The organism is Sorangium sp. So ce176 (assembly GCF_051519835.1).
GTDB classification, from domain to species: Bacteria; Myxococcota_A; Polyangia; order Polyangiales; family Polyangiaceae; genus Sorangium; species Sorangium cellulosum_G.
On sequence record NZ_CP150371.1, the window covers coordinates 4049273 to 4075655 of the forward strand.

The 26383-nt window shown below is 71.3% G+C and carries 20 protein-coding genes; 14 read left to right on the top strand and 6 right to left on the bottom strand.

Features of this window, described 5'->3' with window-relative positions; translation table 11 throughout:
• Nucleotides 1–104: 104 nt before the first annotated feature.
• The 6 genes from lon (at nt 105) to WMF42_RS15265 (ending at nt 8686) form a co-directional block, all read left to right on the top strand.
• On the top strand, nt 105–2597 hold the full coding sequence (lon, locus tag WMF42_RS15240) for an endopeptidase La (protein ID WP_061606240.1): 2493 nt from the start codon (nt 105–107) through the stop codon (nt 2595–2597).
• Between the two features lie 70 nt (nt 2598–2667).
• Nucleotides 2668–4236: a bifunctional phosphoribosylaminoimidazolecarboxamide formyltransferase/IMP cyclohydrolase gene (gene purH / locus WMF42_RS15245; protein WP_437692649.1), complete on the top strand. Its 1569-nt coding sequence runs from the start codon at nt 2668–2670 to the stop codon at nt 4234–4236.
• 191 nt (nt 4237–4427) lie between these two features.
• Nucleotides 4428–5849 (top strand): ParA family protein, encoded by a 1422-nt coding sequence (locus WMF42_RS15250; RefSeq protein WP_437692651.1) that lies wholly within the window; start codon nt 4428–4430, stop codon nt 5847–5849.
• Between the two features lie 158 nt (nt 5850–6007).
• A complete protein-coding gene (locus tag WMF42_RS15255) occupies nt 6008–6355 on the top strand; it encodes a hypothetical protein (RefSeq protein WP_061606242.1) in 348 nt (115 codons plus the stop codon).
• A 281-nt stretch (nt 6356–6636) separates the two neighbouring features.
• A complete protein-coding gene (locus WMF42_RS15260; RefSeq protein ID WP_063815697.1) occupies nt 6637–7341 on the top strand; it encodes a Bax inhibitor-1/YccA family protein in 705 nt (234 codons plus the stop codon).
• A gap of 229 nt (nt 7342–7570) precedes the next feature.
• The gene (locus tag WMF42_RS15265) at nt 7571–8686 is read left to right on the top strand and encodes a glycoside hydrolase family 5 protein (RefSeq protein ID WP_061606243.1); all 1116 of its coding nucleotides are present in this window, start codon (nt 7571–7573) and stop codon (nt 8684–8686) included.
• A gap of 31 nt (nt 8687–8717) precedes the next feature.
• Here WMF42_RS15265 and WMF42_RS15270 read toward each other — a convergent pair whose 3' ends face one another.
• On the bottom strand, nt 8718–9224 hold the full coding sequence (locus WMF42_RS15270; protein ID WP_061606244.1) for a DUF4112 domain-containing protein: 507 nt from the start codon (nt 9222–9224) through the stop codon (nt 8718–8720).
• Nucleotides 9225–9534: 310 nt separating this feature from the next.
• Between WMF42_RS15270 and WMF42_RS15275 the strand changes: the two genes are divergently transcribed.
• Together WMF42_RS15275 and WMF42_RS15280 are read left to right on the top strand one after the other, a co-directional pair.
• On the top strand, nt 9535–10059 hold the full coding sequence (locus tag WMF42_RS15275; protein WP_155798085.1) for a DUF4126 family protein: 525 nt from the start codon (nt 9535–9537) through the stop codon (nt 10057–10059).
• Between the two features lie 181 nt (nt 10060–10240).
• The gene (locus WMF42_RS15280) at nt 10241–11767 is read left to right on the top strand and encodes a hypothetical protein (RefSeq protein ID WP_233561117.1); all 1527 of its coding nucleotides are present in this window, start codon (nt 10241–10243) and stop codon (nt 11765–11767) included.
• Nucleotides 11768–11872: 105 nt separating this feature from the next.
• On the opposite strand, the gene WMF42_RS15285 is transcribed toward WMF42_RS15280, so the two are convergent.
• The 4 genes from WMF42_RS15285 to WMF42_RS15300 all read right to left on the bottom strand — a co-directional run bounded on the left by WMF42_RS15285 (nt 11873) and on the right by WMF42_RS15300 (nt 17374).
• Nucleotides 11873–13834, bottom strand: coding sequence for a molybdopterin-containing oxidoreductase family protein (locus WMF42_RS15285; RefSeq protein ID WP_061606247.1), 1962 nt, complete (start codon nt 13832–13834; stop codon nt 11873–11875).
• A gap of 98 nt (nt 13835–13932) precedes the next feature.
• Nucleotides 13933–14880, bottom strand: coding sequence for a hypothetical protein (locus WMF42_RS15290; RefSeq protein ID WP_155798086.1), 948 nt, complete (start codon nt 14878–14880; stop codon nt 13933–13935).
• 145 nt (nt 14881–15025) lie between these two features.
• Nucleotides 15026–16078, bottom strand: a complete 1053-nt coding sequence (locus WMF42_RS15295; RefSeq protein ID WP_061606249.1) for an RluA family pseudouridine synthase — start codon at nt 16076–16078, stop codon at nt 15026–15028.
• Between the two features lie 108 nt (nt 16079–16186).
• Nucleotides 16187–17374: a vWA domain-containing protein gene (locus WMF42_RS15300; protein ID WP_267888051.1), complete on the bottom strand. Its 1188-nt coding sequence runs from the start codon at nt 17372–17374 to the stop codon at nt 16187–16189.
• A 571-nt stretch (nt 17375–17945) separates the two neighbouring features.
• On the opposite strand from WMF42_RS15300, the gene WMF42_RS15305 reads away from it, so the two are divergent.
• A complete protein-coding gene (locus tag WMF42_RS15305) occupies nt 17946–18329 on the top strand; it encodes a hypothetical protein (RefSeq protein ID WP_437692656.1) in 384 nt (127 codons plus the stop codon).
• A gap of 370 nt (nt 18330–18699) precedes the next feature.
• Nucleotides 18700–19638: a hypothetical protein gene (locus tag WMF42_RS15310; protein ID WP_437692658.1), complete on the top strand. Its 939-nt coding sequence runs from the start codon at nt 18700–18702 to the stop codon at nt 19636–19638.
• A 195-nt stretch (nt 19639–19833) separates the two neighbouring features.
• Here the strand turns inward: WMF42_RS15310 and WMF42_RS15315 are convergent, their stop codons facing one another.
• Nucleotides 19834–21354 (bottom strand): sigma 54-interacting transcriptional regulator, encoded by a 1521-nt coding sequence (locus WMF42_RS15315; protein WP_437692660.1) that lies wholly within the window; start codon nt 21352–21354, stop codon nt 19834–19836.
• Between the two features lie 528 nt (nt 21355–21882).
• On the opposite strand from WMF42_RS15315, the gene glgA reads away from it, so the two are divergent.
• The 4 genes from glgA to WMF42_RS15335 all read left to right on the top strand — a co-directional run bounded on the left by glgA (nt 21883) and on the right by WMF42_RS15335 (nt 26333).
• A complete protein-coding gene (gene glgA, locus WMF42_RS15320) occupies nt 21883–23334 on the top strand; it encodes a glycogen synthase GlgA (protein ID WP_061606253.1) in 1452 nt (483 codons plus the stop codon).
• A 155-nt stretch (nt 23335–23489) separates the two neighbouring features.
• A complete protein-coding gene (locus WMF42_RS15325) occupies nt 23490–24416 on the top strand; it encodes a hypothetical protein (RefSeq protein ID WP_061606254.1) in 927 nt (308 codons plus the stop codon).
• Nucleotides 24409–24873 (top strand): FixH family protein, encoded by a 465-nt coding sequence (locus WMF42_RS15330; RefSeq protein ID WP_061606255.1) that lies wholly within the window; start codon nt 24409–24411, stop codon nt 24871–24873. Before WMF42_RS15325 ends, WMF42_RS15330 begins: the two co-directional genes overlap by 8 nt.
• Nucleotides 24874–24884: 11 nt before the next feature.
• Complete coding sequence (locus WMF42_RS15335; RefSeq protein WP_437692663.1) at nt 24885–26333, top strand: WD40/YVTN/BNR-like repeat-containing protein; 1449 nt, start codon at nt 24885–24887, stop codon at nt 26331–26333.
• Nucleotides 26334–26383: the final 50 nt, after the last annotated feature.

Genomic DNA, 26383 nt, shown 5'->3' on the forward strand with positions numbered 1-26383 from the left:
CGGGACGCGGGCCGACCCGGCCGAAGTTCAGCAGTAGACCAGGAAACTCGTGACAACCGAGGCGGGGCTGCCCCGGCCTCCTGACACTCCCGGAAAGACGGCGGATGTTCTTCAAGAACGACAGTGATCGCGGCAAGAACGCACCCGAGCGCGGGATCGTCCCGTTGCTCCCGCTACGCGACATCATCGTCTTTCCCCACATGGTCTCCCAGCTCTTCGTCGGCCGCGAGCGCAGCATCGCCGCGCTCGACGAGGCGATGAACCGCGGCAAGGAGATCTTCCTCGCCGCGCAGCGAAACGCGAAGACGAACGATCCGACGCCGGACGACATCTTCGGCGTGGGCTCGGTCGGCGCGATCATGCAGCTCCTTCGCCTCCCGGACGGGACGGTGAAGGTCCTCATCGAGGGCAAGCGCCGGGCGCGCATCCGCCGTTACGTCCAGAGCGATGCGTACTTCCTGATCGAGTACGACGAGATCGTCGAGAGCTCTGTCTCGAGCGTCGAGGTCGAGGCGCTGATGCGCTCGGTCCAGTCGACGTTCGAGATGTACGTCAAGCTCAACAAGAAGATCCAGCCCGAGGTCCTGATGGCGGTGCAGGCCATCGACGAGGCCTCGAGGCTCGCCGACACAATCATCGCCAACCTGCCGACCATCAAGCTGACGGACCGGCAGGCGCTGCTCGAGATGGAGGAGCCGCAGAAGCGGCTCGAGCGTCTCATCGAGCTGATGCAGGCCGAGATCGAGATTCTCCAGGTGGAGAAGAAGATCCGGAGTCGCGTCAAGAAGCAGATGGAGAAGACGCAGAAGGAATACTATCTCAACGAGCAGATGCAGGCCATCCAGAAGGAGCTGGGTGGCGGCGAGCGCGACGAATTCAAGAACGAGATCCAGGAGATCGAGGAGGCCCTCAAGACCAAGCGGATGAGCAAGGAGGCCGCCGCCAAGGTCAAGAAGGAGCTCAAGAAGCTGAAGATGATGCACCCCACGAGCGCCGAGGCGACCGTGGTGCGCAACTACATCGATTGGATCCTGGAGCTCCCCTGGTACGACAAGAGCGAGGAGCGCTATGACCTCGTGGAGGCCGAGCGCATCCTCGACGAGGATCATTACGGGCTGAAGAAGATCAAGGAGCGGATCCTCGAGTACCTCGCGGTCCAGGCGCTCACGAAGAAGCTCAAGGGCCCGGTGCTCTGCTTCGTGGGCCCGCCCGGCGTCGGCAAGACGAGCCTGGCGAAGTCGATCGCGCGCGCGACGGGGCGCAAGTTCGTGCGGCTGTCGCTCGGCGGCGTGCGCGACGAGGCGGAGATCCGCGGCCACCGGCGCACGTACATCGGCGCGCTCCCTGGCAAGCTGATCCAGTCGCTCAAGAAGGTCGGGACGAACAACCCTGTCTTCCTGCTCGACGAGGTCGACAAGATGTCGACCGATTTCCGCGGCGATCCGGCGGCGGCGCTGCTCGAGGTGCTCGACCCGGAGCAGAACCACACCTTCAACGACCACTACCTGGATCTCGACTACGACCTCTCCGACGTGATGTTCATCACGACGGCGAACACGCTCTCTGGCATCCCGGTGCCGCTCCAGGACCGCATGGAGGTCATCCAGCTCTCGGGCTACACGGAGTTCGAGAAGCTGAACATCGCGGTGAAGTACCTCGTTCCCAGGCAGCGCAAGGAGTGCGGCCTCGAGGACGTGTCGCTCGACTTCACGGAGGGGGCGCTCCGGACGATCATCCACCACTACACGAAGGAGAGCGGCGTGCGCTCGCTCGAGCGCGAGATCGCGAGCGTGTGCCGCAAGGTGGCCCGGAAGGTCGTGTCGGACGGCAAGGACAAGCCGATCGAGGTCGTCGCGAAGAGCATCCCGAAGTACCTCGGCGTGCCGAAGTACCGGCTCGGAAGGCGCGAGGAGCGCGACGAGGTGGGGCTCGTGAACGGCCTGGCCGTGACCAACGTCGGCGGCGACCTGCTCCCGGCCGAGGCGACGGTGGTCCCCGGCAAGGGCAAGCTCGTGATCACGGGCCTGCTCGAGAAGGGGATGGAGGAGAGCGGGCACGCGGCGATGAGCTACGTGCGCTCGCGCCTCGATCGGCTCGGGCTCGAGGCGGACGTCTACCAGAAGGTCGACGTTCACATTCACTTCCCCGACTTCGTCCGGAAGGACGGGCCGAGCGCCGGCGTGACCATGGTGACCGCGCTCGTGAGCGCGCTGATGAAGGTGCCCGTCCGGCGCGATCTCGCGATGACGGGCGAGATCACCCTGCGCGGCCGCGTGATGCCGATCGGCGGGCTCAAGGAGAAGCTGCTCGCCGCCCACCGCGGGGGCATCAAGACCGTGATCCTGCCGAAGGAGAACCGGAAGGATCTCCGGGACGTGCCGCGGCGGGTGCTCAAGTCGCTGCGGCTCGTGCTCGTGGAGCACGTCGACGACGTGCTCCGGGAAGCGCTCATGCTCCCCGACGCCAACGCGATCTTCGGGCCCCCGAAGGACGTCCTGGAGTACCGGGACGGCGAGCTCGTCACCCAGGAGGCGCCGGCCAAGGTGCCGCCGGCCCCGGCGGGCGAGCCGACGCCGGCGGCGCCGCCCGCCGCCTGAGCGGTGCGCGAGCGCGCCGCTGGACGGATAGGCTGGCGGCGGGCGCCGAGACGCACTAGCTGGCGTCGCGATGATTCGACGCGCACTGATTTCGGTATCCGACAAGACGGGACTGCTCCCGCTGGCCAGGCGGCTCGCGGACAAGGGCGTGGAGATCCTCTCGACCGGGGGGACGCAGCGGGCGCTCCAGGAGGCCAACGTGCCGGTCGTCGGCGTGGAGGCCTATACCGGCTCTCCCGAGGTGATGGATGGCCGGGTGAAGACGCTCCACCCCAGGGTGCACGGCGGCATCCTGATGCGCGGCGCGATCGACGACGACGACCTCGCGCGGCTCGGGGGCGCGCCGATCGACCTCGTGATCTGCAACCTCTACCCCTTCGAGGCGACGGTCCGGAAGGCCGGGGTCACGCACGCCGAGATCATCGAGAACATCGATATCGGCGGTCCGTCGATGGTGCGGAGCGCGGCCAAGAACCACGCGCGCGTGGCGGTGGTTGTCGATCCGGCCGACTACGACGCCGTGCTCGCCGAGATCGACAGGGCAGGTGAGGTGTCGAGCGCCACGCGCCGCCGGCTCGCCACGAAGGCGTTCGCGCACACGGCGGCCTACGACGGGATGGTGGCCGGCTATCTCTCCTCGCTGCCGGAGGAGGGCGAGCCGAACGCCGCGGAGCGCGAGGCGTATCCGCGCTTCCTGACGCTCGCCCTCGAGCGGGCCTATCCGCTCCGGTACGGCGAGAACCCGCACCAGTCGGGCGCCTTCTACCGCGAGCGGGGCGCGTCCGCTGGGTCGCTCGCGCTCGCGGAGTCGCTGGGCGCGGGCGGGAAAGAGCTGTCGTTCAACAACCTCGTCGACGTGGACGCGGCGTTCGAGGCGGTGCGGGAGTTCACCCAGCCCGCCGCCGTCGTGGTGAAGCACACGAATCCGTGCGGCGTCGCGACGGCCGTTGATCTCGCGACCGCCTACCGGACGGCGCGCGAAGCCGACGCCGTGAGCGCCTTCGGCGGGATCGTCGCGCTGAACCGCGAGGTCGACCGCGCGGCCGCCGAGGTGCTGATCGAGACCTTCCTGGAGTGCGTGATCGCTCCCGCCTACACCCCTGAGGCGGTCGAGGTGCTCCGGACCAAGAAGAACCTCCGTGTGCTCGCGACCGGCGCGCTCCTGCCCGCCGACCACCGGGAGCTGACGTTCAAGCGCGTCGGCGGGGGCCTCGTGGTCCAGGCCCGCGACGCGACAGCGGCCGGCGAGGTCCGCGGCGGCAAGGTCGTGACGAAGCGGGCGCCCACGGAGCGGGAGATCGAGGCGCTCGAGCTCGGCTGGGGGGTGTGCAAGCACGTGAAATCCAACGCGATCGTGCTCGCGGTACCCGGGAGCACTGTCGGCGTCGGGGCCGGGCAGATGTCCCGGGTCGAGAGCGTGCGCATCGCCTGCAGCAAGGCGGGCGAGCGGGCCCGCGGGAGCGTCCTCGCGTCGGACGCCTACTTCCCGTTCCCGGACGGCCTGCAGCTCGCCGCCGAGCACGGGATCACCGCTGTCGCGCAGCCCGGAGGCAGCGTGAGGGACGCGGAGGTCATCGCGGCTGCCGACGCGGCGGGGGTCGCGATGGTGTTCACCGGGACGCGGCACTTCCGTCACTGACCCGCATCCAGGCGCCGGCCCATCACGCCGCCGGGGGGGAGGGCAGGTCCCCCCGGCCGGGGAAGGTGCTCGCCGCGCGGCGCACGGGGCGCTTCCACGCTCGCAGAAAAGTTGACCTTTGGTCCTTGACTGTGATGATGGTCGACGCTGCGCCTGGGCAAAGCGCTGTGCGCGGCGTGAAGGAGCGAGCTGTGGGCGGAATCAGCGAGACGTGCAGCGTGTGCGGAACCGGATTCGAGGTCCAGTTCCGGTACCAGATGGAGGAGAAGGACGGCGGCTTCTCCTTCTTCTGCTCGCAGAAATGCCTGGAAAAGAGCCAACTCGGCGGGGAGGCCGGCGCCGCACTCGCCACCTGCGACGCGTGCGCGAAGCGCTTCACCCCGGATCTCGTGTCGCAGGTGCTCTACGTCGCCGGGCGGCGGCACTACGCGTGCTCGCTGGGGTGCCGGACGCAGCTCGTGCGCGAGGCGAAGGGGGTTCGGCTCGGCGACATCGCGGCAGCGGCCGCGGTGCCGGCGGAAGGACTGCCGTCGACCCGCCGCGAGGTGCCAGCGGCGGGGGGCGCGCGCGCTGCCGCCGAAGCGAGCCAGCCGGCGGCTCCTGAGCGGGCTGGCCGGCCCAGCGCGCCTGGGGCGGCCGCCGCGCCGGCGATGCGTCCGGCGGAGCCACGGGGGCAGCAGGGGGCGATCGCGGTGCCCGTTTCGCCGGCCGGGGGAGCGAAGCGGGCAGCGCAGCCGCCGCAGCGTCCTGCCGGGGTGCCCCGGTGCCTGGCAGTGTTCAACCACAAGGGCGGCACCGGCAAGACGACCACGGCCGTGAGCGTCGCGGCCGGGCTCGCGGCCCGCGGCAAGCGGGTGCTGCTCGTCGACACCGACGCGCAGGGGAACGTCTCTGTGTCGCTCGGCGCCGGCGCGGAGCGATCGCTCTATCACGTGCTCGTGATGGGGCTCCGGGTCGCGGACGCCATCAAGACGGTGCGCCCGAACCTGGATCTCCTGCCGTCCAACGAGACGCTGGCGGCCGCCGAGCTCTACCTGGCCGGGCGCCAGAACCGCGACCGTGTGCTCTCGGATCGGCTCTCCGCCGCGGCGGCCGACTACGACTACGTGGTCCTCGACTGCTCGCCGAGCCTCTCGCTGATGAACCAGAACGCGCTGGTGCTCGCGGACAGCGTGCTGGTCCCTGTCGCGTGCGATTACCTGTCGCTCGTCGGTGTCCGGCAGGTGATCAAGACGGTGAAGAACGTGAACGCGCTGCTGCACCACCCTGTGCAGATATGGGGCGTGCTTCCGACGTTCTTCGACGGTCGCGCGAAGATCGCGCGCGAGGCGGTGAGCACGATGACGCAGCACTTCGGGGAGCGCTGCCTTCCGCCGATCCGCCAGGCCATCAAGGTGAAGGAGGCGCCCGCGCAGGGCCAGACGATCTTCGAGTATGCGCCGGGCACTCCGGCGGCGGACGATTACCTGACGGTGGTCGACCGCATCATCGAGAGCCGCGAGCGCGGCGCGACCGGATCCGACGCCGGCGCGGCGCGCGATCAGGGGTCGTGGAGCACCGATCGGCCGGGCGCGGCAACGGAGCGGCCGGGCGCTGCGGTGGCTGGCGCATGAGGGACCCGCGAACGCGGGGTCCCGCAGGATGAAGGGACCCGCGAACGCGGGGTCCCGCAGGATGAAGGGACCCGCGAACGCGGCGTCCCGCAGGATGAAGGGACCCGCCGACGCGGGGTCTCACCGGGGATGGATCGGGCAGGGAGCTGGAGGAAGCAATGAAGAGCGAAGGCGATCTCGGGGGCGCCGCGCGGGCGCTGCTCGATCGCGACGAGGTGGAAGGTGTTTTGTCCGGGTCATTCTACACGCCCGCGGAAGCGCCTCGTTCGCGCGCGAAGACCCGGACGACCGGCGCCGGCGCCGCGTCCGAGCCGGGGGCTGCGCCGCCCGAGAGACCGCAGCACTACAAGGTCATCTGCATCTCGATGTACACCGAGGATCTCGAGCGCCTGGACGAGATGGTCAGCGCGCTCAAGGCGCGCGGGATGACGAAGGCCAACCGGAGCGCGCTGATCCGCCACGCCCTCTCCCAGGTGGACCTCGACAAGATCCCGAAGGGGATCTAAGTCAGCTTTTCAGGGGGACTTCCACGACATCCCACACGACGTTCACGCCGGCTTCTCCAGCATCGGCCGCGAGCGCCGCAGCGTCCCCTGGCGGCGCGCCGGCAGGACGATGGCGGGAGCCAGCCCGGCCTTTCGCGATCCGGCGCGCGCCGGAAAGACCACCCACAGGCGCCAGCGTCCACGGTACCGTGGCGCAGCGCGTCTTGCCCCGGCAACCGCGTCGGCGGCACGCGGCGTGCTAACATCGCGAGCGGTCGAGGCCTATACCGACGAGAGGGAACATGAACCAGAACTACGTAGGATACGGGGCCCGGTCATCGGCGATCCGTGCCGGCACCGATTCGCGCGAGCGCTTCCTCGTGCGAACGTACAATCACCTGTTCGGGGCGATCGTCCTCTTCGCGGCGATCGAGGTCGCGCTTTTCAAGACCGGCGTCGCCTCGGTCATCGCCCGGGCGATGATGGGCACGAGCTGGTTGCTGGTGCTCGGGGGGTTCATGCTCGTGAGCTGGCTGGCCAGCCGCGCGGCGCACACCTCCATGTCGAAGCCGGTGCAATACGCCGCGCTGCTCGGCTACGTGCTCGCCCAGGCGATCCTCTTCGTGCCGCTCCTCTACATCGCGGACATGGTCGCCCCCGGCGCGATCCAGAGCGCCGGGCTCGCCACGATGGCCGGCTTCGCCGGGCTCACAGCGATCGCATTCGTGACCCGCAAGGACTTCTCCTTCCTGGGCGCGCTCCTTCGCTGGGGCGGCATCTGCGCGCTCGTCCTCATAGCGGCCGGCGTGCTGTTCGGCTTCCAGCTCGGCACGTTCTTCAGCGTCGCGATGGTCGCGTTCGCCGGCGCTGCGATCCTCTACGACACGTCGAACGTCCTCCACCACTTCCCCGAGGACCGGTATGTCGGCGCCGCGCTCGAGCTCTTCGCGTCCGTCGCCATGCTGTTCTGGTACATCCTCCGCCTCTTCACCAGCTCCCGCGACTGAGCGGCACGCACCCGCTTCGGATACGGGCCCACCTCGACGTTTTCGGTGCTCGGCGTACGGGAGTACGCCTGCGCGCCGAAAACGCCGATCTGGGCCCGTCTCCTGTGCGGGTGCGCGCCGCTCGGCGGGGCGTGTGCCGGGCGGCGCCGAGCGGCGGCGGGGCGTGGGCCTGACGGAAACGGTTGCGCGCTCGGACGTGCCGGGGTCTCATGCGGGCCGAGGAGCGACTGTGAGGAAGATTGCGTGGGCGCTGGTGGGGCTCGGGGTTGTTCTGGCAGCGTGCCGAGGGGGGGACGCGGAGAAGAAAGGCGAAACGGTCGCGGCCGTCACCGTGAGCGGCGCGGGCGAGGCAGAGATCCTCGCGCGGCCGCTCTCGCTCAGGGGCGTCAGCCTCGCAGGGGCGGAGTTCGCGGTCGACCCGTTCGGCAAAGGCACGCTCCCAGGCACCCCGGGGGTCCACTACACCTACCCGGATCCCGCGTTCTCCAAGGGATACACGTCCGCGGATTACTTCCTGGCCAGGGGGATGAACACCTTCCGGGTGCCGTTTCGCTGGGAACGACTGCAGCCCGCGCGCAACCAGCCGCTCAACGCCGCAGAGCTGAACCGGCTGAAGACGACCGTCAACAACCTGGTCGCCAAAGGCGCTTACGTGGTGCTCGATGTGCACAACTATGGGCGCTATGGAACCGGTGTCGTCGGCGCAGAGATCCCGAACGCGGATTTCGCCGAGTTCTGGGGGCGGGTGGCCGTCGAGTTCAAGGGCAACACGAAGGTGGTGTTCGCCCTCATGAACGAGCCGCACGACATGCCGACCGAGACGTGGATCGAGGCCGCCAACGCCGCGATCGTCTCGATCCGTAGCACCGGGGCGACGAACCTCATCCTCGTCCCCGGTAACGGGTGGTCCGGAGCGCACAGCTTCGATGCGACCTTCTACGGAACATCGAACGCCGAGGCGCTCCTCAAGATCGTCGACCCGAAGCAGGCCGTCGCGTTCGAGGTCCACCAGCACCTCGACGAAGATTCCTCGGGAAAATCGCCCAGTTGCGTCAGCGAGACCGTCGGGGTGGAGCGCCTGAAGGTGTTCACGGCGTGGCTCAGGAAGCACCGGAAAAAGGGGTTCCTCGGCGAGTTCAGCGGCGGGGCGAGCGCTGTATGCCTGAAGGCGATCGCCAACGTCGCGATCTACCTCGAGCAAAACAAGGACGTTTACGTGGGCTGGACCTACTGGGCGGCAGGGCCCTCCTGGAAGGACTACTTCACGTCGCTCGAGCCGCGAGATGGCGCAGACACGCCGCAGATGATCTCGCTGCAAGCGCATCTGTCGGCGTCGGTTCGGTAGCCGGTGCCCCCGGGGCCGGCGGTCGCTTCTCTCAGGATCCGAAGAGGCCCTGCGCCGCGCGCACCAGGGAGAAGAGCAGCAGGCCCGCCAGCGCGACGAAGCCCCCCACCACGATCAGCAGCCCCGCATAGAAGCGGGCATCCGAGGGGCGCGCGCCGCCCTGGCTCCGCGCGGCGAGGTGCGACCGCAGGAGGTCGAGGTTGCGCACGTTCGCCTTGTAGGCCGCGTCGAAGAGGTCGCCCAGGAGGGGGATCATGCCGATCAGTGCCTCGAGACCCACGTTGAGCATCATGCGCAGCAACGTCGAGGCGGGGAGGCGGTACCGCGTCGCCGCGAGGACGATGTACATCGAGAGCCCGAAGCCGATGAGATCCCCGACGCCCGGGATCAGCCCGATCACCGCGTCGTAGCCGACCCGGTAGCCGACGCCGGGGATGCGAATGGCGTTGTCCAGAAACTGCCCGAGCGCGTTCAGGCGCCTCAGCCGTTCATCCTCGATGTCAACGGTCTTGAGCGCGGCGATGGGGGGCACGGGCATGGCGGACCGTTCTCCGGGATGCAAGGTGGAGCCTCTCAGGTAGTGCACCTCCCGCGCCCCATCAACCGCGACGCCGGAGGACCTGCAGGACAGGCCGTCGCCCAGGTCCGCGGTTTCTCCGGTTCCGGACATCGCGAAGAAGCGGACGGACGCAGGGCGCTCCGCGCTGTCGGAGTGCGGTGCCCCGGCTCACGGCGAGCGGGGACGGGCCGGCGCGCTGCGGGCACAGGTCGTTCAGGAGCGCTCCCCGTCGCCCGGACGGAGAGCGCGCACGCCAACCGGGGCATATGCGTTGCTACTGCCGGTCGTCATGGCGACAGCATCGTTTTTTGGAGGCGCCCGGCGGTCCAGCTCCTCGGAGATCGTTCTCCTCGGGCAGGCCGCAGGGCTCGGGCTGGTGACCGGAATGCGTTCCATGCTGGGCGTGAGGATCCTCGCGTCCAGCGCCCGGCGTGGCGCGTTCGACGGGCAGAGCGGGAGCTTCTGGCGCGCGCTCCGCTCGCCGACAGCGCAGCGCGTGATGAGCGTGCTCGCGGGCGGGGAGCTCTTGTTGGACAAGCTGCCCTCCGCGCCGAGCCGCCTCTCGAGAGGGCCGCTGAGCGGGCGCCTCGTGATCGGGGCGCTCCTCGGCGCCGCGGTAGGCGCCCAGAGCCCCGAGAAGAACCTGCGCGTCGCCGGCGCTGTGGTGGGCGCCGTGGCGGCCGCGCTGGGGGCGCTCGCCGGCAACCGCGCCCGCGCGTGGATGAACCGCGGGACGCGCGTTCCCGCCCCGGTCGGAGCCATGATCGAGGACGCGATCGCCTTCGGCCTGGGCGCCGTGATCGCGCGCCGCTGAGCGGGCGCATGCGCAAGAGCGCCCGCAGGGGGCCTCCGGCCCGCGCGCACGTCGCTTCCTGCCACAGCGGGGCGCCGCTGCCGTTGCGGTCACGGCGCCGCGATGCATGCTGGCGCCCGCCATGCCGCTGAGGCCGCGCGCTCACCTCCGCCGAGCTGGACTGTGCGGCGCCCTCGTCGGCATGGCCAGCGCGCTCCTCGGCGCGCTGGGCGCATCCCCGGCGCGCGCCCAGGGAAGGTACGAGTCCGCGCTGCTCGGCGGGCGATCCGCGCTCCTCGGGAGCACAGGGGTCGTGCTCGGCGTCGACGGCGCGGCGCCCTTCCTGAATCCGGCGACGATCGTGCGCATCGAGGACCGCAACATCGCGTTCTCGTCGTCGTTCTTCCGCTACGCGCATCGAACGCTGGCGGCGTGGCACCAGCCAGGTCCTGTCGACGCCGATCGGTACGGGGACCTCCGGCTCGACCGGACGACGGTGACCGACCAGGGCCTGAGCACCCTCCCTGACGCGACCTGCTACTTCTTCGACCTGAGGAGCGGCGCGCGAGACGGGAGTCCGGCGCGGGTGCCCGTCGGCCGCCAGACCCTCGCCGCGTGCCTCGCGAAGACGGAAGAGAGCGAGTTCGGGTTCGACGCGCTCGGGTTCTCGGGGGAGTCGGCCGGGCGCCGCGTGACCCAGGCGCAGACGCTCCGCTACAGGTGGGGGCGCTACAGCGCCGGCCCGTCGTGGAGCTACAGCGTCAACGACCGCCTCGCCGTGGGCGCCTCGCTCTCGGTCGTACGCACGCGGTACACGAGCGCGCTCAGCATCTCGAGCATCGTGGAGGACACCGGTACGGGCGCGGCCAGCAGCACGACGTACCAGACGGCGCTCTCGGGAGACTCGTGGGACCTCCTCGCGCACCTCGGGGCGACGTACCGGCTGACCCGGGTGTTCTCGGCCGGGATCAGCGTGAGGACGCCCAGCGTTCACGTCTTCGACTCCTTCGACGGGAGCTACCAGGACACGCTCGCGACCGGGACGGCGGCGGTGCGCCACTGGTCCGGCGCGGGGGAGTTCGTGGCGCCCTCTCCGGCCCGCGTGGCCGTGGGCGCGAGCGCGGAGTGGAGCAGGCTGCGGCTGGAGCTCGACGGCTTCTTCTACATGGGCCAGCCGGAGTTCGCGCGGATCGCCGCCGATCGGGAGGAGATCGCGATGGAGGCGGGGACGGTGACGAGCCGGCGGCAGAGCCGGTTCGGCGTCGTCGAGGCGGCGGCGCCCGTGGTCAACGTGGGGCTCGGCGCCGAGGTGTTCCTCACGCGCGATCTCAGCCTGGCGAGCGGCGTCGTCACGGATTTCAACGCGCTGTCCAGCCTGCGAGGACCCCTGTCCGTCGAGTCGAGGCTCTTCCTCGAGCGGATGAGCGGCGTGCACGCGGCGCTCGGCCTGGTGTCGTACACGCGGTACGGCGATCTCGTGTTCGGCGCGCGCTTCGATTACGCCGCGGGGCAGATGGCGGCGGTCAACACCTTCGCGTCCCCCGTGCGGCTGGACCCGATCGACTGCCGTGAGCTCGGCGCGACGCTGGTGCTCGCCGGGCGGATCAGCCTGCGCACCGTGGAGAACGTGGCGCGCGAGATCGGGGACGCGGTGGAGGGCTCGGCCGCCGCGCCCTCGGAGCGAGGCGCGCCGCGGGAGCCGATGCGGGAGCCGGCCCAGAAGGACTGAGCGGCGACGCGGCGCTCCCCGCGGCCGAGGGGATCGAGGGCAGGAGCCGCGGCGCCTCGGGTCACGGCAGATCCGCGTCCGGTCGCGGGCGCGGCGCAGCGCGCGTCACGCCAGCGGCTGCGGCAGGTCGTCGGGCGCGATCGGCACGACGCGCACCCGCTCCTCGTAGAGCGCGCCGCCCTCGCCGATGTCCGTGGTACGGGCGCGGATCAGCGCGTTGGCGCAGCGGCCGTCGCGCAGGTGGCCGCCCTTCGGGATGAGCGCCACGTCGCGGCGCTGGGCGGGATCATGGCGGAGCCGCACCGTCATGGTGCCGACGCGCGACGCGATCCGACAGACGCCGCCGTCGGGTACGCCGCAGGCCGCGTCGGGGTGGACCGTGACGACGGCGGGGCCCTGCTGGGGCCGCGCCCACTGCGATGATTGCGACTTGTCGGTGGAGAGCGCCATGAGGAGCAGCGGGAGCTCGCCTGCGTCGGGATCGCCGCGCTCTTCCGGCGCCTCGGTGATCAGGTTGACCCGCCCGCTCGGGGTCGGGAACTTCCGGTCCGCGAACAGCACCTGCGGCGCCAGCGGGTTGCGCACCGGCCCGCGCTCCAGCGTCTCGAGGGTGACGCCGAACGGCGCGAGCTTGGGCTCGGTGAGCCGCCGCTTCCAGTCGCGGGCGCTGCCGTCGAGCGCGCCGCCGAGGCCGACGCGCCGCGCGAGCGCCTGCATGATCTCGAGGTCGCTCTTCACCCCGTCCGGCGGCGGGACCACGGGCGTGGAGACGCCGAGGTAGTGGTGGCCGTAGGCGCCCAGGACGTCGTCGGCCTCGAGGAGCGTCCTCGTGGGCAGCACGAGGTGGGCGACCCGCGCGGTGTCCGTGAGGAAGGAGTCGGCGACGACGACGAACTCGCGGGTCGCGAGCGCCTCCGCGACGGCGCCGGAGTCGGGCAGCATCGCGACCGGGTTGCCGGCGGTCACCCAGACGGCGCGGATCGGCGGGTCGCTCATCCCGAGCACCTCCTGCCCGAACAGCGGCTCGCAGACGGTGCGGGGCGCGGCGCGATCGCCCTGGAGCTGCGCGAGGTCGAACGCGCCGCGCCGCTTGAAGTAGAACGAGACGCCGCCGCCGGGGACGCCGAGGTTCCCGCTGACGGCCGAGAGCGCGTCGAGGGCGCGCACGATCGCCCCGCCCGAGGTGCGGCGGCCCATGCCCCAGCCGACGAGGATGGCCGCGGGTCGCTCGGCGCCGAGGCGGCGCGCGAGATCGAGCGCGGCGCGCTCGGGCACGTCGGCGTCGCGGCACCACGCGGCCACGGAGCGGCGCTGCGCGAGCGCGCGGAAGTCGTCGAGGTGGTCGCAGTAGTCCGCGGCGCGCGGGTCGGTCCACCCCTCGTCGAAGAGCACGCGGGCGACGGCCATGGCGAGCGCGAAATCGCCGCCTGGACGGGGCTGGTAGAAGGCGCTGCACAGGGAGGCCGTCTTGTGGTGCACGGGATCGATGAGCACGAGCTCCGCGCCGCGCGCCTTGGCCTCGCGCAGCACCGGGAGGGTGTGCGGGCTCGAGGTGAAGACGTTCTTGCCCCAGAGCAGGATGTGCCGGGCGTTCTTCAGGTCGGCGAGGTCGTTGCTGTCCTCCTCGCCGAAATCGGCGAGCTGCGCGGCGTCGCCCGCGCCGGAGCAGATGTCGCCGCGCTTGACAGTGACCGGCCCGAACCGCGCGAAGAAGGCGTCGGGCATCGTCGTGAGCATCCCGAGCGAGCCGCCGCTCCGGTAATGAAAGATCGCGGCCGGGCCCGACTCGCCGCGGATCCGGAGCAGCCGCTCGGCCGCGGTGTCGAGCGCCTCGTCCCACGAGACGGGCGTGAGCTCGCCGCCCTTGCGGAGCAGCGGCGCGGTCAGGCGCTCGGGCGAGTACTGCGTCTCCAGGAAGCGCGACGTCCTGTAGCAGAGGAAGCCTCGCGTGATCGGGTGGTCCGGGTCGCCGCCGAGGCGCACGATGCGGCCATCCTCCACGGTGGCCACGATGCTGCAGGCGTCGGGGCAATCGCGGTTGCAGAGGGTCTTGCGGATCTGCTGCATGCCGGGAGCCTAGACCAGGCGGGCGTGCGGGGGTACGCCCGCTCGCCGGTCCGGGCTCCCTCCACGGGCACCTGACGGGGACTGGAAGCGGGGAGGGGCTAGTCGGCGAGGCGCTCGGGGGCGTACTCGCGCGACTCGTCGCCGGAGACCTCCTGCGCGATGACACGGAGCTGCTCGTAGCGCTCGCGCAGGAGCGACCAGAGGCGATCGCGGATGTCCCTCGAGTCGAGGCGCTCGGGAGGGCGGGTGTTGCTGAGCAGCCACTTCGCGGTGCTGTTGATCCGGGTGACCTCTTCCCTGGTGATCGAGATCCGGCCCTGGACGTGGCCCCACCGGTCCTGGATGAGGTTCGTGATCGTGGCCGCCGCGCTCGCTGGATCGCCGGCGACGAGCGCGCGCCGGACGATGCCGTAGGTCTCCGGGACGATGCCGCGCGGGAAGCACACCTCGGCCGCGGCGATCGTCGGGCGCAGCGCCTCGTAGAGCTCGTCGAGCCGCTCGGTCACCTCGGGAGGCGGCGCGCTCTCGGGCTGCATGCGCGTCACCGCGTAGTCGAGCGCCATCGCGAGCTCCGGCAAGCTGCGGATCGCGTCGAAGCGCGACTTCGGCAGCCGGCGCCGGTGGCGCGCCGGATCGCGCGTGACGGACTGGACGGCGCGCCGGACGATCGCGAGCACCCCGGCCGCGTCCCCGCGGAAGGCCTGCACGTTGGCCGCGGGGAGGTCGCTCGCCGGCATCGCGTAGCGCTCGTAGCGCTCGCGGTCGAGGCTCTCGTCGCCCCGGGCGCGCGGATCGACCGGCGGCGACGCTGCGACCGAGGGCGGGGGCGGCTCGGCCGGCTCCGGCCGCTCGGGTGCCGCCTGCAGCGGCTCGCCCGCGCCGGGGCGCGCTGGTGGAGAGGGCGCCTCGGCGGCGCTCCTCGGCTCGTCCGGACCGGGCTCCACCGGGCCGGACGCCGCGCTCTGGGCGGAGCTCTCGGCCTCGAGCGGTGTGGACCGAAGCGCTGGATCCCGCAGCGCCTCGAGGTCGTCTCGCGCACGCGTCATCCCGATCATCGTACGTAAGTCGGCGCGACGGCACAAGATCCGGAGCCGCTGGCGAGCGCTGCCGTCGACATGCCTCCGCCCGCTCCGCGCTGTTTCGCGCCGCTCCCCTCGATTCGTCGCCGTTCCGCTCCGCGCCGTTCACGCCTCAGGCGTGGAGCGCATCCCAGAAGGTGCGCAGATCCTCCGAGAGCGGCGCCTCGACGCGCACGCGCTCGCCTGTCACCGGATGGGTGAGCTCCAGCAGCGCGGCATGGAGGGCGTGACGGTCGAGCTCGAGCGCGCGGCGGTCCTCGTCGGTGAGCACGCCGTCAGCGCCGCGCGCGAACATGCCCTCGTCGGGCCCGTAGAGCTTGTCGCCCACGAGCGGCAGGCCGCTCGACGCGAGGTGGAGGCGGATCTGGTGCTGACGGCCGGTCTCGAGCGTGCACTGGACCAGCGCGTAGCGGCGGCCGGTGAGGGGATCGGCGCGGCGACCCAGGACCTCGCACGCTGTCGCCGAGGCGAGGCCGCGGCCGGGCGACGCGACGCGCATCTTGACCTTGTAGCGGCTCGAGGTGTCGAGCTCGAGCGGCAGCTCGACGCGGAAGGCGTCGTGCTCGGGCCAGCCCCAGGTGATCGCGGCGTAGCGCTTGGTGACGCCCGTGCGCTCCTCGAACTGCGCCTTCACCCTCCGATCGGCCTCGGGCGTGCGGCAGAGGAGGAGCACGCCGCTCGTCTCGCGATCGATCCGGTGGGCGAGGAACAGCCGCTCGCCGGGGCGCGCGGCCTCCATCATCTTGATGACGGTGCTCTTGTGGTACCGCGCCGTGGGGTGCACCGGCAGCCCCGGGGGCTTGTTGACGGCGAGCAGCGCGTCGTCCTCGTGGACGACCGGGATCGGGGTGTCGGGCGCCTGCTCGTCCCACGGCTCGCGCCAGAGGAGGATGCACTGCTCCGGCCGCACGCGGTCGCTGCCGCGCAGGCGCCGCGCCTCGGGCGAGTAGGCGCCGCGGGCGACGATCTCGGCGGCGCGCGTGCGGCTCGTCCGCTTGAGCTGGCTCTGCACGAACCGGTCGAGCCGCATGCCCGCCGACTCGGGCGGCACGCGCAGGACGGTGACGACCGACCCTTCCGGCACCTCCGCCGGCCGCACCACCGGCGTGCCGCGACCGAAGGGGCCGCTCGTGCCCGCGAGCTCCCGCGCGCTGATCCTTGTCATGGGTCGAGGTTGCCGTACGCCTTTAGCAAAAGCGCCGGCGGGTTGCGCGGAAAAGACGGCCGTCGGCGGGCGCAGCGGAGCAACGCGGCCAGCGCGGCGGCGCGTCGCTCACAGGGGGTCGATGATCTCGCAGGGGAAGTCGAACGAGATGCCCTGCGTCGCGGTCTTGAGGCGCTCGCAGGCGTCGCCGGTGAGGACGATCTGGGTGGAGCTCTCCATGTGCCAGCCGTTCTGCTCGTCGTAGGGAACGGGCGCGCCGTCGATGAGCACCTGGCCTTCGGACGCGTGCGCGAGATCGACCTCGATCGAGCCCTGGAGGTCGAAGGTGCAGCTCTTCGCGCCGGAGATGGCGGCGTTGAGCTCGTTCTCCAGGGCGGTCGCGTTGGTCGGGTCCGGCGTGTAGACCGTCGCGGTGCCGCCGACGTCGGCGTAGGTGCCCGCGCCGGTGAAGCAGGATTGCTGCGTGTCCCGGGGCCGCTGGACCGGCTGGCCAGCGCCGGCGTTTGCCAGGTCCTGGAGGTGCTCCGCGAACGAGCCCTCGCCGAGGCCGAAGACGAACGTGCCGATGCCCTGATCGTAGGCGGACTGGACCGCGCCTACGACGTCGTCGCGCGCGCACGCGGCGGGCCCGTCGTCGCAGCGGTCGGGCTCGCCGTCGGTGACGAAGAGGATGTACTTGGGGCCGGGCTCTCCGAACGCGACGAGCTCGGGGATGATCTCCTCGTTGAACGTCATGCCGGTCGGCGTCTCGAGCTTCTGGCCCGGCCTCATGGAGGCCTCTTCGTACGCGGCCGCGATGTCGGCGTGGTTGTTGAGCGTGATGACGTCGGCCCCGGTGAGCAGCGGGCACTGGGAGGGCGCGATCCCCGTGAAGGTCAGGAAGCCGAAGCGGACCTTCGTTTGCAGGGTCTCGACGACGCTGAGCACGGCGGTCTTCAGCGGGTCCCAGAACCCGCTGTCGTACATGCTGCCCGAGCGATCGACGACGATCATGACGGTCGGCGTTTGCGGCTCGAACGCGATGTCGAGCTGCTGACACCCGCCGCCGTCGCCGCCGCCGCCGCTCGTGGCGATCAGGCTGCCGCCGCTGCCGACGAAGATCGGCTCGGAGCCGCCGGTGTTGGCGGCGCTGCCGACCGTCGCGCCGCCGCCGCTGCCGCCGCTGCCGCCGCTGCCGCCGGAGCCCTGGGGCGAGGATGGGTTGCCGTCGCCGCTGCCGCCGCAGCTCACGGCGATGCCGGCGGCGAGGAGGGCGAGGAGCAGGGAGATCCTGGGAAAGATAAGGGTGCTTCTCACGATCACGACGATACACAGGCCGGACGCGGCGTCCAGTCGTGCCGGCGCGCTGGTGAGACGACGGGCGCCGCGGATCCTGTCGGGGGCGCAGTCGGCCCAGGCCGCCGCGGAGATGGTGGAGGCGGTCGGCGAGGAGCCGGAGGCGGTGGAGGAGGGGCCGGCCCGAGCATCTGCTGCTCCAGCCCACACGCCCTGACAGCGTCCACTTCCGAAGTGTCTGCGCTTCGCCACCTCCACGCCCGCACGTGTGGACGCGCACGTGCGGTCACGTGCGGGCGTCACCGCCCGCGGGCATCCGACCCTCAGGACGACGATTTTCCTCGGCCATTCCGGTCTTTCCTTGTCGAGTACGGGTTGGCCCGAGCATTGCCAGACTCAGCAGCGACCGCGACGCGACAACGCGCGATCCCGTCGAAGCGGCGCCGGCAAGCGCCGGTGCGACGAGCCGGATGAGCGCGCAGCTCGAGCGCGGACACGAAGATCCTCGTGCGATCGACGTGCGCCGTGCCCGGGAGATGCCAAGCGGGCAGTAGAACCATTCAATCGACGCTTCAACATGACGGAGTTTGACATGCTCAAGAAGATCATGACCGGTGGTTTGATGGCGGCGGCCCTCTCGGTGGCCTTCGGCGCGTACGCCAGTCCGACCGATACGGTGATCGAATGGCGTATCGATGCGTACGTGGCCAGTTATCGTCATCAGCCCGACGGCAACGTCGTCATCAAATTCAAGAGCTCGCCGACCTCGACGGCGATCATCAACGCCTTCCCCGGCAATGGCGTCGCGGACATCTGCGGCGGGGTGGAGAGGTTGGTGTTGAGCTCGGGGCTCCCCGGCTTTCAGGATATGGTCAGGTCCATCAGCACTGCTGCCGTCGCTGGCAAACAGGTGAAGATCGGTTACGACGCATACAGCGGCGATTGCTACCTGAAGGAGTTTCTGGTGTACACGTGACAGGCTGGCTGTGACCGGGTAATTGGCCTGGCCGGGCCGAGGGGCTCTCCGGAACGCCGCCTGCTCCGAGCGTGAGACGAGCGTGACGCGATGAACGCGCGTCGCGCGCGGATTCCAGCGGCCTGGCGGCGGCCGCGGCGCCACCCCCCCCCCACATCCGTACGAACCCTGCGTTTCTTCAGAACTGTCGCGCCGAAGCACGGCGCGGCCACGCCCGGTATGCGAATAGCTTGTTTTTTGCGGACGCACGCGGCGCCGTCGAGCCGACGAAGTGACTGCAGCACGTCGCAGGCGCGAGTCGAGCCGCGTCTCGTCGTGAGGCAGTCGCGACTTGCGTCTTTCCTCATGAGACAAACGAAAGGAGCCCATCGTGAAGTACCCCATACTGACCGCCTGCGCCTTGCTGCTCACTGGCGCTTGCGGCGGAGAAATCGAGCCGAACGAAGAGCCCGTCGCAGGGACGCACGACCACTTTCGCTGGGGGTGGTTCGGGGTCGACCACAACGACATCACGGAAGCCGCGCTCAATTTCCTTTCGGAGGATGTCGCGGACGAGGTCGGCGACTACAACGAGGACACTGACGGCGGATCCACGCAATATAAGAGCAAGTACCACGTCGACAATTGCCGGATCCAGGAGGCCTTCGACAGCGTACGCGAGCGCTACAAGACCGTTGTGGCTGCGCTCGACCCCATGAACCGTCAAGGTCTCAACGCGAAGAAGGCGTTCGGGACCATCACGCACACCGTACAGGACTTTTTCGCGCACAGTAACTGGGTGGAAGCGTTTTACCCGTCGATGCCGCTCCTCGACCACAACGCCTTTGAGTTCCCGTGGGTCGCGACCGGGACCACGATCGGCGGTATGATGGTTCTCACCAACTCGCTGCCCTCTTCGTTCACGATCAACCTGCCGAGCGAGTCGCGGGTGCCGCTCGTGACGCCGGCCGGCTCCACTGCGACCATCAAGGGGCTCATCACGGGCACCTACGAGGACAACGAAGAGTCGTCGATCTGTCCGTCCGGAGCTTCCATCGAACACGGCGACCCCTTCTTTCAGGGCGACTATGAGACGTTCCTGTCGAAGGACGATCCCGACAGCCCGTTCCACGATGAAGCGCGCTCGATGGCCGAGATGCAGACCAGAGAGGAGTTTTGCCGGCTCGCCCGGCTGGTGCTGCTCCGATACGGCGATTCCGGCCTCGACTCCCTGATCGACGTCTTCGAGGCCAACAGAGCCGGTTACGAAGCCGCTTGTCCCCACGACCGTAGCGTGGTCACCGCCGTCCTCGCGTCCGCGATCTGGTAGCCACGCGGCCGTCGCCGTCGGGCAGCAGCTCGTCGAGCCGAGCTGCTGCCGGCCCGCCTGCAGCTCGCCGAGCACGTGCGTCGCCCAGGCAAGCGGGGCGACGCACGTGCAGGCGACACGAGCCGACGCGAGCGCGCGACCGTCGCCCGGAAGGCTCCTCGGGTCGCGCGGGATCGCCAGGCGCCGGGCGAGCGGTCACCGGGCGCGCGCGAACCCACGCGCAGGGCAACAGCGGCCATCGCGCAGCCCCGCGACGTCGATCGCATGCTTCTTGAGCAGGCGATACAGCGCATACCGGCTCGTCAGCCCGAGCGCACGCGAAGCGCGCGCCAGGTTGCCTTCCTCCTGGGCGATGCAGGCGCGGATCTCCTCGGTCGTCGGCTCGGAGGAGCGCGCGCGCTGATCGCGCGGCGCGTCGCTGTGCTGGGACGGGGGTGGATGGCCCGACGCGCGCCGGCGGTCCTGGCCGCCGAGGAGCACGTCAGGCCCCCCCGGGAGCGTGACGATGCTCCCCGGGCTGTCGGCTATCGCCTGCCAGAGCAGGCCATCGAGCTCACGCACGTGGGTCGTGAAGCGGCGATGCAGCAGGTGCTCGATGAGCTCGCCCGAGACGCAGTAGTCGCCGTTCTCGTCCCGAGCGAAGCGGCGGATGAGATCGGGGCTCCTCTCCCCGGCGCGCCGGAGGAGGTGACGCACGAACAAGGGGATGTCCTCGATGCGCTCCTCGAGCCCGGCCACGGTGAGGCGCAGCGTCATGCGCGCGAGCAGGTCGTGCTTGAGCGCCTCCGGCGGCCGGTTCGTGGCGGCGAGCAGCCTGACATCGGCGCGCCTCGCGGCGGCCTCGCCGAGGCGCTGGTACTCGCCGTCCGCGTCGAGCACGCGCAGGAGGTTCGCGTGGATGCTCGACGGCAGCTCGCCGATCTCGTCGAGGAGCAGCGTGCCGCCATCGGCCGCGCCGACGAGGCCCGGCCGCTCAGGCATGCCCGGGTTGGGGTAGTTCTTGATGTTCCCGAAGAGCTCCGCGTCGACGAGCCCCGGAGGGAACGTGGCGGCGTTGCGCGCGACGAGCGGACGCGCCGCGCGCCTGGAGAGCGCGTGCGTCGCGTGCGCGACCCGCTCTTTGCCGGCGCCGCTCGGGCCGAGGATCAGGGTGTGCAGGTCCGATCTCGCCGCGAACGCCGCCTGGTCGCGCAGCCGCCAGGCGGCGGGGCTCTCGCCGACGAGGCCGAAGGCGTCCGCGTCGCCGAAGCTGCCGGCGCACGCTTCGGGAAAGTGTCGCAGCGGCGGGAGCGAGCGCGCGCGCCTCGTGCACCAGAGCAGGAGCTCGTCCTTGAGGAGCAGCGTGTCGCCCGGCGTGAGCACGCACCGAGCTACAGGCGCCCCTCGGAACAGCGCCGGGCAGGGGCCCTGGCGCTCGACGTGGAGCCCGTCGCCGAGGAGGCGGACGCTGAGCTCCCCGCTCGAGATGCCTGGGCCCCTGAGCGGCGACGTCGGCTCCAGTTGACCCGGGCGCTGCCGGAAGAACCGAACGCGCGCGGCGCGGTCGCCGTCCGGCGCAGGCATGTGCCCGAGCACCTGGGGGCGATCCAGGCGCGTGAAGAACGCGACCTCGCCGACGCGCCACGGCTCCGCGGCGGACCAGGCGATCACCAGGGCCAGCGCATCATCCTCCTCGGTCGCTGAAGAACGCAGCGCCGCCTCACCTGATACAGACATCAGCCATTCCCTCGAACGAAGCGATCCAGCGGAGAGGCATCCCGACAGGGATGGCCGGGGGCAACACCGCGAGCGCCAGCCAAGCAACGCGTATACCAGCGAGCTCTGCCGGAGGCCGGCGTCGCGCGCAGAGCGCTCTGCTGCGTTCGTGTGACAGTCAGGGCACGGAGAACGCGCGCGCGACGCGATCTCTCGGCGGTCGATCTCTCGGCTGTCGTCCGACTGCGGGCATGCGCGCGACGACCGGGTGACGTCGGGGGACAGGCGGCACGAGAGGGCATGTCGCGCGCTGGCACGCTGGCACGCTGGCACGCTGGCACGCGGGCGACGGCGCGCGGGGCTCCCCGCTCGGCCGCCGTCTCGGTGGTCCGGTCGAGGAGGCGGCGATGCGCGGCCCGAGCCACGCGGGGAAGCGCGACCGCGCCCGAGATGCCCGAGACGAGGACGCGCGCGACGGCGAGGAGCCCGCCCCCGATGTGCGGAAGCCGCCCCGTGCGCCCCCCGGTTCGTGCTACACACGGCGCCCGCATGGACATCCTCTTCGCTGCTTCCGAGATCGCGCCCATCGTCAAGGTCGGCGGGCTGGCTGACGTCGTGTCGTCGCTCTCGAAGGCGCTCCGGCTGCTCGGCCACAAGGTGACGATCGCGCTGCCGCGCTACCGGGCGCTCGACTCGAGCGGGCTGATGATGGCGCGCCGCCTCACCCCGATGCCGCTCGAGGTCGACCCGCAGATCGCGCCAGGGCCGATCCCGGTGACGCTCTTCGACGGGCGGCTCAGCACGGGCGTGGAGCTCGTCGTCCTCGATGTGCCAGGGTTCCACGATCGATCCGGCATCTACGGCGAGGACGGGCGCGACTACGAGGACAACGCGCGCCGGTTCTCGCTGTTCTCCCGCGCCGTCGTCGAGCTCGTCCGCCAGCGAGCGCGGTCGGGGTCGCCGTTCGACATCGTCCACGCCCACGACTGGCCCACCGCGATGGTGGCGTACCTGCTCCGCCACCAGCAGTCCGTGCCCGGCCGGACCGTGCTCACCCTCCACAACGTCGCGCACCAGGGCCTCTTCCCGAAAGAGACGCTCCCGTACCTCGGCCTCGACGACGACCACTTCCGGCCCGACCGGCTCGAGTTCTACAGCCAGCTCAACTTCCTGAAGGGCGGCATCCTCGCGGCCGACGCGCTCACCACCGTCTCGACCACCTACGCGAACGAGATCCTCACGCCGAAGCAGGGCGAGCGGCTCGACGGCGTGCTCCGCACCCGCGCGAGCCAGCTCACCGGCATCGTGAACGGCATCGACTACGCCGTCTGGAACCCGATGACGGACCCGGCCATCATCGCGCGCTACGACGCCGAGGACGTGAGCAACAAGGGCCGCTGCAAGAGCGCTCTCCTCCAGGAGATCGGGCTCGAGATCCGGCCGGATCGCCCGCTGCTCGTGTCCATCGGCAGGGTGGTCGCGCAGAAGGGCAGCGACCTGCTCGCGAGCGCCATGCCGAAGATCCTGAAGGGCGACGTCAGCGTCGTCGTGGCCGGCGAGGGCGACCCCGAGCTCATGGCGAAGCTCACCGCGGCCGCGGCCAAGGCGCCCGAGCGCGCGAAGTTCCTCGGCGGCGTGAGCGAGGCCGTCGTGCACCGGCTCATGGCCGCGGCGGACCTCGTGGTCGTGCCGTCGCGCTTCGAGCCGTGCGGCCTCGTGCAGCTCTACGCGCAGCGCTACGGCGCCGCGCCGATCGCGTGCCGGACCGGAGGCCTCGTCGACACGATCGTCGACCTCGACGCGGCCCTGGAGACGGGCACGGGGTTCCTGTTCGACAAGCCGACCGCCACGTCGCTCCTCGGCGGCGTGCAGCGTGCGCTCGGCGCCCTGACCTCGCCCCGCTGGCCCGCTGTCCAGCGCCGCATCATGCGCCTCGACCTCGGCTGGGACCGCCCCGCGCGCCGCTACGTCCAGGTCTACCGGCAGACCCTCGCGAGCTGAGCGCCGCGCGACCGGAACGGCGCGCTGACTGACACGGACGGCGCGCTCGACGGAATGGAGCGCTCGAGGGGGCGCGACCCGACCCGCGCCGGGCGCTGCCCGCGCGACAACATGACGCATTGTCGTGGGGTCGAGGCCACGCCTATAGGAGCGCCGTGCTGCCCAGAGCCTTCGCCTGCGCCGCTGTGTTGCTGTCGCTCGTGGCATCCCCGACGCCGGCGCGCGCGTCGGCCTGCTGCGGGACGGGCCACGGGGCCGCGCAGTGGCTCGCCCCCTCGGAGCGCGCCGCCGCGACCTTCTCCCTCCGGATGACGGAGCAGATCGGGGCGTGGACGGCCGCGCGCGACTTCGCGCCGTCCGGCGAGGGCGTCTACCGCCGCGAGCTGAGGGCCGAGGCCGCTTGGATGGTGCGCGTCAGGGAGCGCTTCCAGGTCGGCGTCGCCGTCCCGCTGATCGGCGCGTGGGGCGGGTCCGCCGACGGCGCGTCCTCCGCGGGCGGCGGGCTGGGCGACGTCAGCGCCGCAGGACGGATCACGGTTGTCGAGGACCACCTGTCGCCGTGGATCCCGGCGGCCGCGTTCACTGTCGGCGCGTCCATCCCGATCGGGAGCTCCCAGGACGCCGCGATCGATCCGCTCGGCGTCGACGCGACAGGCCTCGGCGTGGCCGAGGTCCGGCCGGGGATGCTCTTCGAGAAATCGTGGGGCTCGTTCCAGGCGCTGCTCGCCGCCTCGGTCAGCGTCCGCACCAGCTACCGTCTACCGACAGGCGAGCGGATCGCGCCCGGAGACCGCGCGCAGATCCTCGTGGCCGCGGGGCCCGTGTGGCCCTCCGGGGTCTCGCTCGCCGCGGGCGGCCTTTACGAGCGCGAGGGGCCGCCGCGCGAGGACCGCCACCTCATCGGGAGCAAGGTGCGCGAGCGAACGGCGCTGCTCGCCGTGCTGGCGTACGACATCAGCGCGCGCTGGACCGCCGTCGGCAACCTCCAGGCGGACCTGCCCATCGCCGGGATCGGCCGCAACGAGGGCGCCTTCGTCGCCCTGTCCGCTGGCCTTCGTCACGTGTGGGGGAGACATGACTGACCTTCGTGATCGTCCGCCGACAGCCGTGCCCTCGGGTCGTCGCGCGGCGCGGGCCCGCGGCGCGGCGCTCGCGGCGCTCGCCCTCTTCGCGCTCCACGGCTGCGGCGCGCCGCGCGCGGGCGAGGACTCCGGGAGCCGGATGGGGATCGGCCGGAACGGGCGCATCGAGTTCGCGGTGGAGCCGACGGCGCCGCTCGCGCAAGGCAGGAACACCTTCCACGTGCGGCTCACCTGGGCCGATTCGGGGAATCCGGTGAAGCGGATCAGGCTCCGCGCCCACGCCATGATGCTCGGCATGGCCCACGGGGCGTCGACGAGCGACGGCGAGGAGATCGAGCCCGGGCTCTACGAGGTGGCCGACGTCGCGTTCTCGATGGGAGGCCTCTGGGACGTGCAGCTCCGCGCCCTGGACGCGTCCCTCATCGACGAGGCGGAATTCGAGTTCGAGGTGCACTAGGCTCTCGCCCCGTGCGAAATCTTGGAGAGGAGACGTCCTGCGCGCGCCGCAGGTGCAGCGGGACGAGCGCGCCGCGGCGCCGTGCCCTGGTGGCCTCCGCCGCGGCGCTGCTCTCGGTCGCGGCGGTCGCCGCGCCTGCCTCGGCCAACGGCCGCTTCCCGGCCGCGGGGCAGATCGCGGCCCACCCGAGCGACCCGTCGCGCCTGATCGTGCGCGCGACCTACGGCCTGCTCGCCACGCAGGATGGCGGCGAGGAGTGGCGCTGGATCTGCGAGCCTGTCGTGGGCTTCGGCGACAACGAGGACCCGATGGTGGCGTTCCTCGCCGACGGTACGATCATCGCGGGCGTGTTCGACGGGCTCAGCGCGTCGAGGAACGGCGGCTGCGACTGGTCGTTCGCCGCGGGCGACCTCCAGGACCGCTACGTGATCGACCTCTCGGCCGACCGCGAGGACCCGTCCCGGGCCGTGCTCGTCGTCAGCACGGGGCTCGGGTCGGGGCGCTTCCTGACCCAGCTCTGGGAGACGAGCGACAACGCGGAGCGCTGGACCAAGGCGGGCGTGGACCTGCCCGAGGACTTCCTCGCGCACACCGTCGACGCGGCCCCCTCGCGCCGCGAGCGCGTGTACGTGAGCGGCCGCTTCGGCGCGCCCGACTACGCCGGGGCGCTCGAGCGGACCGACGATCGCGGCGCGACGTGGACGCGGCTCGACATCCCGGACAGCAACGACAGGCGCCTGCCGTACCTGGGCGCGGTCGATCCCGCCGACCCCGACACAGTCTACGTGCGGCTCGACGGCGAGCCGGCCGACGCGCTGATCGCCTCGCACGACGGCGGGGAGACCTTCGCCACGATCTTCGAGGGCCAGGGCAACCTCCTCGGCTTCGCGCTGTCGCCGGACGGAGGGAGCGTGATCGTGGGCGGCCCCCAGGACGGGATCTGGCGCGCGCCGGCGAGCTCGCTCGCGTTCGAGAAGATCTCGGACGTCGGCGCGCGGTGCTTGACCTGGACCGCCGAGGGGATCTTCGCCTGCGGCGACGAGTTCACCGACGGCTTCACCGTGGGCCGCTCGATCGACGAGGGAGAGACCTTCGCCGCGCTCCTGCACCTCGACGGGCTCTGCGGTCCGCTCGAGTGCGCGCCCGACAGCGGCATGGCGTCGACGTGCACCGACCTCTGGGGCGCGACGGAGCTCACCATCGACTCCCGGCAGTGCGGCGGTGACGCCGGGACCGGCAGCGGCAGCGGCAGCGGCGGAGGATCGGATCCGCCGCCCGCGGGCGAGGCGGACGGGTGCGGGTGCAAGATCGGCGCGGCCGGGGCGCAGCCGGCGGCGCCGTCCGGGGGCCGAGCGATCTGGCTCGCGCTCCCGCTCGCCGGCGCGCTCGCGCGGAGGCGGGCTCGGGCGCGCTCTTGCGCGCGCCAGGGGCGCGGGGGCCCGGCGCCGGCCGCCGCCTGACAGGCGGCGCGCTGCGGGGCGCTCCAAGGAGCGCTTCCTCTTCATAACTG

Excerpts from the sequence above, each read along its gene's own strand:
- lon (WP_061606240.1), top strand. The coding sequence starts at position 105 with ATGTTCTTCAAGAACGACAGTGATCGCGGCAAGAACGCACCCGAGCGC.
- purH (WP_437692649.1), top strand. The coding sequence starts at position 2,668 with ATGATTCGACGCGCACTGATTTCGGTATCCGACAAGACGGGACTGCTC.
- WMF42_RS15255 (WP_061606242.1), top strand. The coding sequence starts at position 6,008 with ATGAAGAGCGAAGGCGATCTCGGGGGCGCCGCGCGGGCGCTGCTCGAT.
- WMF42_RS15260 (WP_063815697.1), top strand. The coding sequence starts at position 6,637 with ATGAACCAGAACTACGTAGGATACGGGGCCCGGTCATCGGCGATCCGT.
- WMF42_RS15270 (WP_061606244.1), bottom strand. The coding sequence starts at position 9,224 with ATGCCCGTGCCCCCCATCGCCGCGCTCAAGACCGTTGACATCGAGGAT.
- WMF42_RS15275 (WP_155798085.1), top strand. The coding sequence starts at position 9,535 with ATGGCGACAGCATCGTTTTTTGGAGGCGCCCGGCGGTCCAGCTCCTCG.
- WMF42_RS15280 (WP_233561117.1), top strand. The coding sequence starts at position 10,241 with ATGGCCAGCGCGCTCCTCGGCGCGCTGGGCGCATCCCCGGCGCGCGCC.
- WMF42_RS15285 (WP_061606247.1), bottom strand. The coding sequence starts at position 13,834 with ATGCAGCAGATCCGCAAGACCCTCTGCAACCGCGATTGCCCCGACGCC.
- WMF42_RS15290 (WP_155798086.1), bottom strand. The coding sequence starts at position 14,880 with ATGACGCGTGCGCGAGACGACCTCGAGGCGCTGCGGGATCCAGCGCTT.
- WMF42_RS15295 (WP_061606249.1), bottom strand. The coding sequence starts at position 16,078 with ATGACAAGGATCAGCGCGCGGGAGCTCGCGGGCACGAGCGGCCCCTTC.
- WMF42_RS15305 (WP_437692656.1), top strand. The coding sequence starts at position 17,946 with ATGCTCAAGAAGATCATGACCGGTGGTTTGATGGCGGCGGCCCTCTCG.
- WMF42_RS15315 (WP_437692660.1), bottom strand. The coding sequence starts at position 21,354 with ATGTCTGTATCAGGTGAGGCGGCGCTGCGTTCTTCAGCGACCGAGGAG.
- glgA (WP_061606253.1), top strand. The coding sequence starts at position 21,883 with ATGGACATCCTCTTCGCTGCTTCCGAGATCGCGCCCATCGTCAAGGTC.
- WMF42_RS15330 (WP_061606255.1), top strand. The coding sequence starts at position 24,409 with ATGACTGACCTTCGTGATCGTCCGCCGACAGCCGTGCCCTCGGGTCGT.